Origin of the sequence: Chloroflexus islandicus (assembly GCF_001650695.1) — a bacterium.
Taxonomy (GTDB): domain Bacteria; phylum Chloroflexota; class Chloroflexia; order Chloroflexales; family Chloroflexaceae; genus Chloroflexus; species Chloroflexus islandicus.
On the sequence record NZ_LWQS01000032.1, the window covers coordinates 50,619 to 64,977 of the forward strand.

The following is a 14,359-nucleotide window of genomic DNA, read 5'->3' on the forward strand; positions in this document are numbered from 1 at the left end:
TATTGGGGATGTATCTTCATGTGGAGTGCGGCAGTCTAACTGCCGCACTCCATATCACCTCACCGGTGTAAATGTGGCGGCAGTGGTACTGCCGCACGCCATAACGACGAATTACCCAACCACGACGTTCACTAACCGTCCGGGAACCACAACGACATTCCGGATCGGTTTGCCGTTGATAAATTGCTGCACCCGTTCGTTCTTCAGGGCCAATTCACGCAACTGCGCTTCGTCAATCTCGACCGGCACAGTCAGCTTGCCGCGCACCTTGCCGTTGACTTGGAAGACGATTTCGACCTCTTCCTCGGCGGCGACGGCGGGGTCGGCGACCGGCCAGCGTTGCTGGTGGATGCTGTACGGCTTGCCAAGCCGCATCCATAGCTCTTCCGCGATGTGCGGCGTGATCGGCGCCATCAGCAAGAGCAGGATTTCGATCGCCTCGTTCCACGCCGGGGCGCCGGTCAAGCCAGCGTCACGCGCGCGGTACAGCGTATTAGTAAACTCCATCAGTGCGGCAACCATGGTGTTGAACTTAAAGTTCAAGATGTCATTCTCAACGCGCTGGATGGTCTGGTGGGCCACGCGCCGCAACTGGCGCTCGCTCATAGTGGCGTTGCTTTGGCTGCGTTCAGCGGTGGGGTAGAGCACAATCCGCCATACCCGGTCGAGCCAGCGCTTGACGCCGGGCACACCGTCGGTGTTCCACGGCACCGACAGCTCGAAGTCGGAGATGAAGGCCTCGTAGCCACGCAGCGCGTCAGCGCCGTGCTCGGCCACCACCTCGTCGGGAGTGATGACATTGCCCTTCGACTTCGACATCTTCTCGATGATGATCTGGCCATCAACCTCGCGCGGCGGAGCCAGAATGAGGCCCTGATTGCGCAGACGGGTGAACGGTTCAAAGAACTTGACCACTCCCAAATCGTAGAGCACCTTCGTCCAGAAGCGGGCGTAGAGCAGGTGCATAACGGCGTGCTCGGCCCCGCCGACGTACATGTCAACCGGCAACCAGTAGTCAAGCGCCTCAGGGCTCGCCAGCGCCTTGTCGTTGTGGTTGTCGGCGAAGCGCAGGAAGTACCACGACGAGCAGGCGAACGTTCCCATAGTATCGGTCTCGCGCCGGCCCCGGCTGCCGTCGGGCAGGGTCACATTCACCCAGTCATCGATCAGGGCCAGCGGCGACTCGCCGGTCGCCGTCGGTTCATAGCTCTCGACGTTGGGCAGGGTGAGCGGCAGGGCATCATCGCTGAGCGCGACTTCCAACCCGTCTTCGCGGTGGACAATCGGGATCGGCGTGCCCCAGTAGCGTTGGCGGCTGATTAGCCAGTCGCGCATCTTGTAGTTGGTGCGGCCTTTGCCAATGCCCTGTTGTTCGAGGTAGGCGATCGTCTGCTCGATGGCCTGATCGGCGGGAGCGCCGTTGATCGGGCCAGAGTGAATCGGCGTGCCGAGTTCATCGTGGTAGATCAGGTCACGATAGGCGGGAATCGAGTGCAGATAGGCCATTACCGACGGAATCTCGGCGTTGCCGGTCGCAGCGCGCAAGCGCGTGGTGATCTGTTCATCGGCAGCGATCGAGTCAAGATCGAACACTGCATCGGGGAAGATGAACAGCCAACCCGACCCGGCCACTTCCGTCCAGCCGTTGCACAGGCGCGGCTGCACGATGGCAGCGTACTCACGCGCTCGATCGCCGGACAGCTCGACCAGCAGATTGCCGTCATCTTGGGTGGTAACGGTGAAGCCGGCGGCGCGCAAGGCATCGGCAGTATCGGCAGCAATCGTCTCGGCGCGCAGCAGCGAGCGAGCGGCGTTATCGGGCCGGCTGATGACCGGAATGATCGGCAGATCGTATTTCAGCGCAAAGGCGAAGTCACGCTCGTCGTGGGCCGGCACAGCCATAATCGCGCCGGTACCGTACCCCATCAAGACATAATCGGCGATCCAGATCGGAATCCGCGCGCCGTTGACCGGATTAATCGCATAGCTACCTGTCCAGACGCCAGTCTTTTCTTTCTCTTCCGCCACGGCGGTCGTGGTCGGACGATGGCGCGCCTGTTCGACATACGCCTCGACCTGCGCGCGCTGCCCTGCGGCCGTCACCTTCGCCACCAGCGGGTGCTCAGGCGAGAGCACCATGAAGGTCGCCCCCCACAACGTGTCAGGGCGCGTCGTAAAGACGATAATCGGATCGCCAGCCTCGGTGTGGAAGACCACCTCGGCGCCACGCGAGCGCCCGATCCAGTTGCGCTGCATAGTGACGATCCGCTCCGGCCAATCAACCGTATCTAGATCGCGGTCGAGCCGGTCGGCGTAAGCGGTGATGCGGAAGAACCACTGCTTGAGCACCTTGCGCTCAACCTTAGCCCCGCTCCGCCATGCGGTGCCATCGGGCAGCACCTCTTCGTTGGCCAGCACCGTCTTATCAACCGGATCCCAATTCACCACCGCTTCACCGCGATAAGCCAAGCGAAAACGGCGCAAAATCTCTTGGCGTTGCAGTGGTGTCGCCGCGCGCCACTCCTCTGCTGTCACCTGCGGGTCGGTCAAGGCCAGATCGAGCCGGCTGGTGCCATACTCAGCCAACTCCGCTTCCAGCTCGCTGATCGGGCGGGCCTTGTCGACTCGCCGGTCGTACCACGACTGGTACAGGCGCAAGAAAATCCACTGCGTCCAGTGATAATAATCAGGTTCAGAGGAGGTAATCTCGCGATCCCAGTCGTAGCTCAGGCCGAGCATATTCATCTGGCGCTTGTAATTGGCGCTGTAGCGGCGAGTGAGCACGGCGGGGTTGGTTTTGGTCTTAATCGCCGCATTCTCGGTCGGCAGGCCGAAGGCGTCCCACCCCATCGGGTGCAGCACATTGTAGCCGCGCATGCGGTAATAGCGGGCGATGACATCGGTGGGCACGTAGTTGCGGCAGTGCCCGACGCTAAGGCCGTCACCGCTGGGGTAGGGGTAGAAATCGAGCACGTAATATTTTGGTTTGGCGGGATCGATCGGCGGGGTACGGTAGAGCTGGTCGGCGGCCCACTTGGCCTGCCACTTGGCCTCGATCGCGGCGGGATCGTAGCGTTCAATCTGAGTCTTGTCGGTTTTGGTGTCGCTCATACGATTCAATACCTCTTGAGGTGAGCATGCAAAGACGGATCAAATTGACAATTGGACCATTACTAAGGCCATCAAGGCTAGAGTCGGCCATGCGCTCACCTCCTTTCACGGTGCAAAAGCGAAGCGTCTTGCTGCATTATAGCAAAAAAAGGCGCAGAGGGGGGCAGAGACGGTTAACGCAAAGGCGCAGAGGGAGCAAAGGCGCAAAGAGGCTCAACGCAAAGGCGCGAAGCACGCAAAGGACGCAAAGATTTTGTGGGGAGCTAATAGACTCGCTTGCCCCAACCTTCATACCCATCTCTGCGACCTTCGCGACCTTTGCGTCTTTGCGTTTATCATTCTCTGCGGCTTTGCCCGCTTTGCGCCTCTACCACTAACAGATACGCGGCAGTTGTTCGCCGACGAGGGTGTCAACCACGCGCATACCGCCGATGCCGGTGCGGGCCACGACCACGCCGGGGTGGTCAGCGGTGGCGTAGCCGATCAGGGTAGCGTCGCGGCCCAACGGGTGAGCGCGCATAGCGGCTAGCAGACGCTCGGCGTCATCGCGTGCAACGAAGGCGATGAGTTTGCCCTCGTTAGCGATGTGGAGCGGATCCATACCGAGCAGTTCGCAGGCGGCTTGGACGGCGGGCGGCACTGGAACGTCGCGCTCGACGATTTCGATGCCGATCTGGGCATCGGCAGCAATCTCGTTGAGCGCGGCAGCGACGCCGCCACGGGTGGGGTCGCGCAGGGTGTGGATGCGGGCGCCGCTGGCGAGCATGGCGCTGACGAGGCTGTGCAGCGCAGCGGTGTCAGAGACCACCGGTGCGCCAAATTCGATCCCTTCGCGCACACTGAGGATGGCGACGCCGTGCAAGCCAATCGGCCCGCTGACGATGATCGCGTCGCCGGGACGGGCTTGTTCCGGGCCGATATTCACGCCTGCCGGGATGAGGCCGAAGCCGGTGGTGGTAATGAACACGCCGTCGCCGTGACCGCGATCGACCACTTTGGTGTCGCCAGCGATGAGGGTAACGCCGGCCTGCTGGGCAGCGCGACCCATGCTCTCGGCGATCACACCGAGTTGATCGAGCGGCATGCCCTCTTCAAGAATGAAGCTGGCGGTCAACGCTAGCGGCTGTGCTCCCATCATAGCAATATCGTTGATGGTGCCGTTGACGGCCAGTTCGCCGATGTTGCCGCCGGGGAAGAAGAGCGGGCGCACAACGAAGCTGTCGGTTGAGATCGCTAACCGCGCGCCGCCAATCTCGATGCGGGCAGCGTCGGTGAGCGGGCCGCGCGGGCCGCCAAACGCGGGCAGGAAGAGGTGGTTAATCAGTTCAGCCGAGAGTTTGCCGCCGGCGCCGTGACCCATTACGATGGCCGGATAGTCACGTAACGGCGCCGGGCAGACCCAGTTGCTAAAGTCGAGTGGTGCGGTCATAGGGTGCAATCCTTAACCATCAAGGCGCAGAGGGGGCGAAGACGCAAAGGATGATAAACGCAAAGACGCAGAGGACGCAAAGAGCGCAGAGGTTTGGGATGGGATGGTGTTGTTAGGGCGGTGGTTGGTGGACACGACATCGTATTCATCTTTATCGTATACAGGGCAAGGATATTGCCACACTTATACAGATCCACCCAAATCCTTAGCGTCTTTGCGTCTCTGCGTGTATCCGCCTCTACGCCTTTGCCAAGCCGGACAGCCGTCCGGCTCTACTGATGATCGCTCTGCGCCTTAGGGTGACGATGCCACGCCGATCGTGTTCGCCGGTACAAACCGGCCATACTGATAATAGGCTGCGCAGGCCCCTTCGCTTGATACCATTGTTGCACCGAGCGGGGTGCGTGGGGTGCATTCTTTGCCGAACGCCGGGCATTGGTTAGGCTTGAGCAAGCCTTGCAACACCTCACCGCTGCGGCAGAGGGTCGACTCGGCGGTCTGGATGTCGCTCACGTCGAAGCGGCGCTCAGCGTCGAATTCGGCATAGCGTTCACTCAGTCGCCAGCCGCTGCGCGGAATGACGCCGATCCCGCGCCATGCCCGGTCGGTGACGGTGAAGACATCGGCTAGCATCTGTTTGGCGGCGACGTTGCCTTCGGGGCGAACCGCTCGCTCGTAGGCGTTGTCGAGTTCGGCGCGGCCCTGCTCAAGCTGGAGGATCACGCGGCGAATCCCTTCGAGCACATCGAGCGGCTCGAAGCCGGTAACGACGATCGGCACGCGGTATTTCTCGACCAGCGGACGGTACTCGTCGGTACCCATCACGCTACAGACGTGGCCGGCGGCGAGAAAGCCTTGGACGCGGTTGGTGGGCGATTCCATAATCGCGCTGATGGCCGGCGGCACCAACACATGCGAAACCAGCATCGAAAAATTCTTGAGGCCGAGACGGGCCGCCTGATAGACCGCCATCGCGTTGGCGGGAGCAGTGGTCTCGAAGCCGATGGCAAAGAAGACGACTTGGCGGTCAGGGTGTTGCTGGGCCAGCTTGACCGCATCGAGCGGCGAGTAAACAATCCGCACATCGCCGCCTTCGCTCTTGATGCGGAAGAGGTCTTTACGACTGCCGGGCACGCGCAGCATATCGCCGAACGAGCAGAAGATCACGCCGGGTTGGGCGGCAATGGCGAGCGCCTTGTCGATAATCTCGAGCGGCGTGACGCAGACCGGGCAGCCGGGGCCGTGGATCAGCTCGATTTCCGGCGGCAGCAACTGGTCGATGCCGTTGCGAATGATCGAATGGGTCTGGCCGCCGCACACCTCCATAATTGCCCAGTGCCGGGTGGTGATACGCCGGATCTGATCGAACAGGCGGCGAGCCAAATCAGGATCGCGAAACTCGTCAAGATATTTCATCGCATGCTCTCCATTCAATGCGTAGCCGCAAAGGGGGCAGAGAGGCAAAGGTTGTTAACGCAAAGGCGCGAAGGACGCGAAGTTTTTCTATGAATGGGGCTGTCACCACGCTTATGCCGCCAATATAAAAATCCTTGGCGTCCTTTGCGTCTTTGCGTGTCGAATCTCTGCGCTTTTGCTCACTTTGCGCCTTTGCCTCATACGGGTTCGTGCGATTCATCGGGATTAAGTTCCTCTTCAAGCACGCCGAGCGACTGGAAGAGAGCAAGCGTTTCGCGCGCTGATTCCTCATCGAGGCGAGTAATCGCAAAACCCACATGCACGATCGTATAATCACCAACTTGCAGATCGGGCAGGTAGGCGAGACATACCTCTTTGACGATACCGTTGAAATCAACCTTGCCCATCCGGGTGAGGCCGTTGTCATAGATTTCGATGATGCGACCGGGAATGCCGAGACACATACGCAATTCCTTTCAACCTGTGAAGGCGCAGAGCGGGCAAAGGCGCAAAGATGGTTAACGCAAAGGCGCAGAGAACGCGAAGGGCGCAAAGGTTTTTTATGTAGCTGGATCGTGGGTGTTGGCAACTTCAGCGTCCTTTGCGTTTTGGCGGCTGTGCGTCCCTTACACCTCCCAAATCAAGACCCGATTATTGCCTGAGCCGGCGAACGCTCGCTACTAGTGAGCAAAGGCGCAAAGATGGTTAACGCAAAGGCGCGAAGAACGCGAAGGGCGCAAAGGTTTTTTATGTAGCTGGATCGTGGGTGTTGGCAACTTCAGCGTCCTTTGCGTTTTGGCGGCTGTGCGTCCCTTACACCTCCCAAATCAAGACCCGATTATTGCCTGAGCCGGCGAACGCTCGCTACTAGTGAGCAAAGGCGCAAAGATGGTTAACGCAAAGGCGCAGAGAACGCGAAGGGCGCAAAGATTTTTTATATGGCTGGATCGTGAGCGTTGGCAACTTCAGCGTCCTTTGCGGCTGTGCGTCCCTTACACCTCCCAAATCAAGACCCGATTATTGCCTGAGTCGGCGATCGCCAGCCACTGGCGATGCGCGCAGAGACCATAGGGCCAGCAGAGCGTATCGGGGCCGACGGCTTGCCAGCGATTTTCGCCGCTATCGGCAAAATTGTACTGGCCGTAGACCGCTTGCGCCGGCAGGCCGGCCCCCACGCGCGGGATGGGTTGCCAAAGCAGCACGCGATTGTTGGCGGTGTCGGCCACAAACAACCGGTCGCCGGCGCAGGCTGCCGCATACGGAAAGCGGAGCCGGTGCGCTCCCTGCGGCACGTGCGGTTGTTCAAACGCACTCTGCAGATCTGCTTGTCCCAGCACCAGATCGGCGGGCCGATCAGTTGTTGGCGGCGGCGTCCATCCCAACACACGATGGTTGCCGGCATCAACGACGTACAACGTTGCGCCATCGCCGGCGACAGCGTACGGCCAACGAAAACTGTTGGCTGCCGGCGGGCCGCCGCGATTTTCGGCGTTGCTGCACGGATCGGGCTGGCCGAGGATGAGGTCGGGCGGCTGGTCGCGTTCCGGCAACCCATGCCAACCCAGCACCCGCCGGTTGCCGGTATCAGCAATATACAACCAGCCATTGATCCACGCCACGCCATACGGCCAGTAGAGCGTTTGCGGGCTAGCCGCGCCGCCGCGGTTCGGCTCGATATCAAGCAACGAGTCTTGCCCGATTACACTATCAGGCGGCGTGCCAGATCGATCGGGAATGCGATGCCAACATAATACCCGATGATGCCACGCATCGGCAAGGTAGATTCTTCCTTCCGCAACGGTCACGCCGGTCGGCAAATGGAAGCCGTTAGCGGGGCCGTGACCGGCAGCGCGCGGCCCTTCGTGGAAGAAATCGGGCTGGCCGAGCACCACATCAGCCGGTTGGTGATCATGGGTTGGAAAGCCGTGCCAGATCAAGACGCGATGGTTGCCCGAATCAACCACAATCAGCCGCTCGTCATCGAGATAGACGCCGCGCGGCGCATAGAGATGGGTAGGGGTCGGATTGGCCGCCGGTAGCGCCAACCCACCCGGCGCTGGCGCACCCAGCCAGCGAACTGTTTTGCTTGCCATCATTGCGGTCGCACCCAAATGATGCCATCAACAACCCGGAGCGGGAACGGCTCAAGCTGCGCTTGCGGCGCAGTTAGGCATTCGCCGCTCTGGACATCGAAACAGAAGCCGTGCCATGGACAGGTCAGCGTGCCAGCGTCAGGGTCAAGCATCCCGCCATCGAGCGGGCGGCCTTGATGGGCGCAGGCGTTGCGGTAGGCGCTCAGCCGGTTGGCCAGATTGACGATCAGCACGCTGCCGCGTTCGGTGGCGAAACTCACCATTTGGCCGGGCGGCACCTCGGCGACGGCAGGGCCGCGCAGCCATCCCTTCTCGATGGCCGGCGCTTCCTGCGCTTCGGTGCGGAGAATGGCCGGGGTCGCTTGATCGTTGATCACTTCGAGGCGGGTGATTTCCGGCACCTCGCGCAACAGCGCCTCTTCGACATGCTTGCGCAAGGTAAAGGCTGAGAGCGAACAGCCGTTGCACGAGCCATGCAAGCGCACATACGCCACGCCGTCGCGCACATCAACCAACTCGGCATCGCCGCCGTGCGACTGCATATAGGGGCGCGCGCCGTCGAGCACGCGGCGGGCGCGGGTGAGCGGGTCGGCGCGCACAATGCCGTGCATCACCAGCAGCGCGTAAACAGCGGGGTCTTCGACCAATTCGAGCAACAACTCTTTGCCGCGCGGGTCTTGCTTGAGCCGGCGAACAATCGTGGTGAGAGCCAGTTTATGAAAGGCCTCAATGGCCTGTTTCAACTCGGTAGCGGCGGTCTGGGCCGCCGGTTCGAGCTTGGCGACGGCAGCCACCGCCGCATCAACCCGCGCAGCGGCTTGTTCGAGTTCATCGGCAACGGTGAGTGATTGGGTCATAAGTATCTCGATATCTCGTCATCGTACCATCAACTGTATCCAATCATCTGCTCAAGCGCCTCTTCGCTGCGCAGCAGCAACAGCTCGGCGAACGCTTGGCGCGCCATCGTTTGCAGCATCGCCTCAATCTTGCCGGCCGGCGGTGACGGCAGCGCGCGTCCGCTCAACGCTTGCAGGACAAAACACGCCCCTGCCGGATTGTCGAGCAAAAAATCTTGGAAGATCGCCGTAACGAACCGATCAAGCCAGATCCCCTCGCCTTGCGGATCGGCGCGCAAGCGGGTCAAGGCCGATTCGGGGCCGGCGCAGCGCTCGACGATCCGCTCGACGAACCGTTCGGTTGCCATCATCAGCAGCAAATCAAATTGTTGGCGTTGGAATGCTTCCATACCCTTCTCAACATAAAGACGCAAAGAGAGCAGAGACGCAGAGATTCTAGAACGCAGAGGCGCAAAGGTGCGCGAAGGTGCGCAAAGGTTTTGGTTTTGGATGTTGGTCAATCAGTACGGCTTGTAGTAAAACTATAAAAAATCTTTGCGATCTTCGCGCCTTTGCGTTAACCACCTTTGCGTTCTTTGCGCCTAATGGAGCCGGACAGCCGTCCGGCTCTACTTTCCGACGGCTTCGTGTTGATCGATATTCGCCAACAACTCGCGCACCGTCATGATCGCCGGCTCATCACCGATCTGGGCAAAGAGTTGCTCGGCTTGCAGCAACCGTTCGCGGGCTTCGGCGAAGATGCCGAGATGAGCGAGGGCATTGCCCAGATTGGCCAAAATGCGGGCATAGCCAGCCGGATCGGCAGCCGGATCGCGCCGCTGCAACAGGTCTTCGTAAATCGCCACCGCTTCGAGCAGATGCTCGGCTGGACGGGCCGAGTGAACGTATTGCAGCGCGTTCGCCAAATTGAGGCGGGCGCTCGTCCACTCGTGCGGATGCTGGTCGGGATCGTAGACGCTGAGCGCCGCGCGCAGCGCCTGCACCGCAATCGCGCCGCGCAACCGGTCGCCGGCTTCGGTCATCGGCATGGCGAGGTAGGCTAGCGCCAGATTGTTCTGGATGAAAGCAAACTCCAGCGGATGGGTCTCGCGCCGGTAGAAACGGAGCGCCTCTTGGTAGCAGCGCACGGCAGCTTGCAATGGCCCGCGCTGGCCATTGGCATGCTCTTGCAGCAGTTGGCCCAGTTGCGCCGCCGCGCGGGCGCGCACTTCCGAGAGGTTTTCAGGCGGAATGTAGTCGATCGCTTGCTGCAACCAGCGTGTGATCAGCGCCAGCTCGCCGCCATGTTGCATCGCTAGCTCGGCCCGGTTGAGCGCGATCTGGCCGGCCAGCGCCGGCGAGACGGGAGCGGCAGCCGCAATCGCCTCGGCAAAATGCCGGTCAGCGGCGGGAATGTCACCCTGCTCGATCGCCGCTGCGGCGTGGGCAACCAGCACCAGCGCACGCACCTCACCGGTCGCGCCAGCGAGCGGCGGCGGTTCGCGGCGATGGCCCATCGTAAAGGCCGCCACCCCTTGCAAGCACGCCAATTCGCCATCGAGCAGGGTATGGAGCATCAAGTCATCAGCGTGGGAGCCGGCCAACACATAGCGGTTGTAGCGAGTCACGAGATCAGTGCTCGGCGGTAATGCCGCTAGCGCCGCCGTGACCTCGCCGGCCAGCGCGTGAGCGTAGAAGCGCCATTCCGGCGGCCATTCAGCCGGGATTTCGCCGCGCAGCAGAGCGGCTAAGGCCGGGCCGGCGGCGGGCTTGTCGCTCGGCGGCAAGACTAAATAGCCGGCAGGAAGGGCGAAAATGCCTAACGGTTGTGGACGCACAGCAAGATGATTCATAGAGTATGCTCCGGTTCTGGCGACAATGCCATCCGCAACACGCCGTGATCGTCATCCCACACGGCGCGGCGCGGGCCGGGCGGCGTTGCCGGCGGCAAAACTTCCCAAATCAAGACACTCCGGTCGCCGCGGGCATTGCGTTGCTTCAACAACAAGCCGCCGGCTGCCGGCCCGCGCAACGGCGCTAGCCAAATTTCGCCATCACGCGGCAACGCCACCAGCAAATCGGCGGGAAAGTAGCGTTGCGCCAACGCCGCCGGCAGATGCAAATAGCCTTGCGCCGTCAATTCAAGCAGCCAGCTCTCCATTGTCTCTGTCTTCATCAACAATGCGATGGCCAAGGTACGGCTGCCACGGGTTGCGGCTCAAGTGCTGGGCCAAATCCTCCATCCGCGCGGCAACCGCTGGGCTCAGCGGCGCGCCGATGGTAAAGTCGGTACCCTCGATTAAATACACCTGCACTGAGCGCGGATACGCATCTTTGAGCAGCCAGCGGCCAAACGCCAGCGCGTGATCCCAGCGGAAAGCGTGCAGGTTAATGCCGGTCAGCGGCGGTAACTGCTCAACAACCGAACCCGGCACCGCATAGATGGTGCCGGGTTCGGCGCCGGTGCAAGCGGCGTCAACCAAAATCACGTTCTCGATCCCGCGCATACGGAAAGCGACATCCATCCCGCTGGTGCCGGCATCGGCTACGCCAACGCCGGGCGGCAGGCCGAGTTCGAGCAAGCGCCGCACCAATACCGGCCCGACCGCATCGTCGCCACGTAACAGGTTGCCACAGCCGATGATCAGGAGTTGTTCATGCATGACATCATGATCTAGCGATAAAGACGAGAGATTTGTCTTTTTGGAGTGCGGCAGTCTAACTGCCGCACTCCATAATCAGCATGTCTATCACTCCAGCCTGAGCAACGCGGGTTCGTCTGCGCCGGCGATTGCCCCAACCACCGGCGCAGACGTCCTTGCGCGCTTGCCCCTGCTACGCGCCTTCACCAATGCGGAACCGTGCCAACTCTTTGCCGGTCTTTTCGTCGTAGGCATGCACCGTACAGACGAGGCACGAGTCGTAGCTCCGCGCCACATGGCCGAGTTCGACCGGATCATTGGGATCGGCAATCGGCGCGCCGAGGAACGATTGCTCCATCGGCCCGTTGACATCGCGGCCATCGCGTGGCCCGATGTTCCACGCTGTCGGCGTCACCACCTGATAATTCTCGATCTTGCCGTCCTTGAGCACGATCCAGTCTGAAAGACTGCCGCGAGCGGCTTCGGTCGAACCAAACCCGCGCCCTTCGGGCAGTTCCTTCGGCTTGATATAAAACTTCTCGTGCAGATTGATCTGGTCAAGCCACTTGCGCACCAGCTTGTAATACTTGGGCGCTTCGTGCATCCGGGCCATCACCCGCACCAACACACTCGGCCCAACCGTCGTCACCGCATCGAGGAAGAGCGGATCGTAGTCTTGCCAATCAGCGGCGCCGGGGCGGCCTGCAATCACCTGCCGGGCCAGCGGGCCGGCCTCGACCGGGTGGCTGCCGACGCCGGGGATGAGGTAGCGCGGCGCTTTGGCCCACGTATACTTACCCTGCCGGCGGCCAACATCGGGGTCGATCGGCTCGGTGCGCCCTTCAAACGGGTGCAGGGCGTGGCTGCCCTCGTAGAACGAGTGGGTCACGTCTTCGCGCACGTTGGCCTGATCGAAATCGTAGAACTGGCCGTTGACATACACGCCGGAGCGCGCGATCAGGGCCGCGTTGCGCCCCTCGATCGTCGGACGGGCATAGATTTCGGGGTGGAAATAGGTGCCGGTGGCAATGTAGTTATTCCAGCCAGCACCATACTTGTCAAGACCAGCGGCCATCGCAAAGCGGATGAAGAAGCCGCAGTCCGAGTTGTAGTGGCGCTCGTTCTCGTGCATCCACTCCATCACATCGGCCCAACTCTTGTTCTGCAGCCAGCGATCGACTGAGCAACCGAGCCACTTCTTCTCCAGCCACTCATCCTTCCAGTATTCGAGGATGGCGATGGCGCGGGTGACATCAGCCAGCGTCGGCGCGCACATCACGCCGCCGGGGATCATGAAGCTGGAGTGGGGCCACTGGCCGCCGAAGATAGCGTAAATCTCGACCGGCTTATTCGAGAGCGTCACACCGTGCTCATAACTGGTGCCGACAAAGGGGGCGAACCGGCGCACCGCCTCATCGTATTCGGGCAGATGGGCGTACTTCTTGTTGGTCAGGTCAATCGCAAACAGGGCGTAGAACCAGCGCGGAATGCTTTGCAGCGTCTCGCAGGCTTGCGCAATATTGCGAATCAGGGTCGCATTGGGCGGCAATTCAGTGTGCCATGCCGTATCGAGGGCATAGACCGCCTTGGTCAAGTGGCTGCCGCCGCAGATGCCGCAGATGCGCGGCGTAACGATCAAGCCGGCCTGCGGATCCTTCCCCTTCAGAATGATCTCAAAGCCGCGAAACATCGAGGCCTCAGTCCATGCGCTGGTCACCACCCCATCGCGGATCGTGACCCGCAAGTCGAGGTCTCCCTCGACGCGGCCAAGCGGGCTGATGCGCAGATCGCGCCCGGTGATCGTTGCCGGATTCTCGATAATATTGACCATTGCCAGCTTCTCCCTAGCTTATACAACAAACATATCCTCTTTTGCCCACTTTGGCGCTGCCACCCGCGCCGCCGCCGCTAGTGCCATATAGCTGACCGGATCGGTGCCGGTTGGCACTTCCTTCGGAATCGCGCCGCTGATCTTTTGGGTCTTGAAGACGGTACCGGGGGCCAGATCGAAGAAGGGGAACTCTGGCTCGGTGCAGCCGGTGCAGGGCATACCGGCGCGGGTCTTCGATGACTGCCGATTCCAAAGGATACGGTTGCAGGGCGAGCGGGTCATTGGGCCGCGGCAGCCAAACTCGTAGAAGAGGCAGCCGGTGCGAGTGCCCTGCCCGAATTCGAGCGTCGATTGCTTGTACTCAAAGAACTGCACGCGGGTGCAGCCAGTTTGGGTGAAGCTGGTGAAGAAAGTCTGCGGACGTTGCAAGTCATCGAGCGCGATGTCGGCAGCGCGGCCACTGGCAACGGCGACCAGAATCTGCGTCACCCAGTCGGGATGGGCAGGGCAGCCGGGAATGTTGATCACCGGCAAGCCGGCCTTCGAGCGCCAGTTCGGGCCAAGGAAGCCGCCGAGTTCGCGCTTGTGGAACTGGAGACCGGTGGACTGGCTAGGGTTGGGAGCCATGGCCGGGATGCCGCCCCAGCAGGCGCAATCGCCGATCGCGACCACAATGCTGGCCTGCGCAGCCAACTCGCGCACCCACTCTTGCATCGGGCGATCAGCGAACATGTTGTAGCGGCCAGTGCCGTTCGGCGCCTGTATCACCGACCCTTCAAAGACAAAGATATCGAGCGGGCGCGTGCCGTTGGCGCAATCGTGGAAAATCCGCTTCGCGTTTTCGCCCAACTCCATGCCCAACGAAGGGTGCCAGAGGATCTCGATGCCGAAATCGGTCACGAGATCGCAGGCGCTGGGTTCCTCGGCGTTCAGGAACGACATCGTGTTGCCGCTACAGGCGCCACCCTGCAGCCAGAGCAATGTTGCCATCGAATCGCCTC

Annotated in this window: 12 protein-coding genes; all 12 read right to left on the minus strand. The window is 61.3% G+C overall.

Going from position 1 to position 14,359, the window contains the following annotated elements; all coding sequences use genetic code 11:
* Positions 1 to 111: 111 nt before the first annotated feature.
* Complete coding sequence (locus tag A6A03_RS02015) at positions 112 to 3,111, minus strand: leucine--tRNA ligase (RefSeq protein WP_066783072.1); 3,000 nt, start codon at positions 3,109 to 3,111, stop codon at positions 112 to 114.
* A gap of 373 nt (positions 3,112 to 3,484) precedes the next feature.
* Positions 3,485 to 4,540 carry a hydrogenase expression/formation protein HypE gene (gene hypE / locus A6A03_RS02020; RefSeq protein ID WP_066783073.1) on the minus strand — a complete coding sequence of 352 codons (1,056 nt, stop codon included), beginning with the start codon at positions 4,538 to 4,540 and terminating at the stop codon, positions 3,485 to 3,487.
* A gap of 294 nt (positions 4,541 to 4,834) precedes the next feature.
* A complete protein-coding gene (gene hypD, locus A6A03_RS02025) occupies positions 4,835 to 5,956 on the minus strand; it encodes a hydrogenase formation protein HypD (protein WP_066783075.1) in 1,122 nt (373 codons plus the stop codon).
* Between the two features lie 197 nt (positions 5,957 to 6,153).
* Positions 6,154 to 6,420: a HypC/HybG/HupF family hydrogenase formation chaperone gene (locus tag A6A03_RS02030; protein WP_066783077.1), complete on the minus strand. Its 267-nt coding sequence runs from the start codon at positions 6,418 to 6,420 to the stop codon at positions 6,154 to 6,156.
* Positions 6,421 to 6,948: 528 nt separating this feature from the next.
* On the minus strand, positions 6,949 to 8,052 hold the full coding sequence (locus A6A03_RS02035; protein ID WP_066783080.1) for an NHL repeat-containing protein: 1,104 nt from the start codon (positions 8,050 to 8,052) through the stop codon (positions 6,949 to 6,951).
* On the minus strand, positions 8,049 to 8,906 hold the full coding sequence (locus tag A6A03_RS02040) for a NifU family protein (protein WP_066783081.1): 858 nt from the start codon (positions 8,904 to 8,906) through the stop codon (positions 8,049 to 8,051). The genes A6A03_RS02035 and A6A03_RS02040 overlap by 4 nt, the downstream gene beginning before the upstream one ends.
* A gap of 29 nt (positions 8,907 to 8,935) precedes the next feature.
* Complete coding sequence (locus A6A03_RS02045) at positions 8,936 to 9,295, minus strand: hypothetical protein (RefSeq protein ID WP_066783083.1); 360 nt, start codon at positions 9,293 to 9,295, stop codon at positions 8,936 to 8,938.
* A gap of 219 nt (positions 9,296 to 9,514) precedes the next feature.
* Positions 9,515 to 10,738: a tetratricopeptide repeat protein gene (locus A6A03_RS02050; protein ID WP_066783085.1), complete on the minus strand. Its 1,224-nt coding sequence runs from the start codon at positions 10,736 to 10,738 to the stop codon at positions 9,515 to 9,517.
* Positions 10,735 to 11,046 (minus strand): hydrogenase maturation protease, encoded by a 312-nt coding sequence (locus A6A03_RS20720; RefSeq protein ID WP_066783087.1) that lies wholly within the window; start codon positions 11,044 to 11,046, stop codon positions 10,735 to 10,737. The genes A6A03_RS02050 and A6A03_RS20720 overlap by 4 nt, the downstream gene beginning before the upstream one ends.
* On the minus strand, positions 11,027 to 11,548 hold the full coding sequence (locus A6A03_RS20725; protein WP_066783089.1) for a hydrogenase maturation protease: 522 nt from the start codon (positions 11,546 to 11,548) through the stop codon (positions 11,027 to 11,029). Before A6A03_RS20725 ends, A6A03_RS20720 begins: the two co-directional genes overlap by 20 nt.
* 172 nt (positions 11,549 to 11,720) lie before the next feature.
* Complete coding sequence (locus tag A6A03_RS02065) at positions 11,721 to 13,358, minus strand: nickel-dependent hydrogenase large subunit (protein WP_082908894.1); 1,638 nt, start codon at positions 13,356 to 13,358, stop codon at positions 11,721 to 11,723.
* A gap of 18 nt (positions 13,359 to 13,376) precedes the next feature.
* On the minus strand, positions 13,377 to 14,348 hold the full coding sequence (locus A6A03_RS02070; RefSeq protein WP_066783091.1) for an NADH-quinone oxidoreductase subunit B family protein: 972 nt from the start codon (positions 14,346 to 14,348) through the stop codon (positions 13,377 to 13,379).
* Between the last annotated feature and the right edge of the window lie 11 nt (positions 14,349 to 14,359).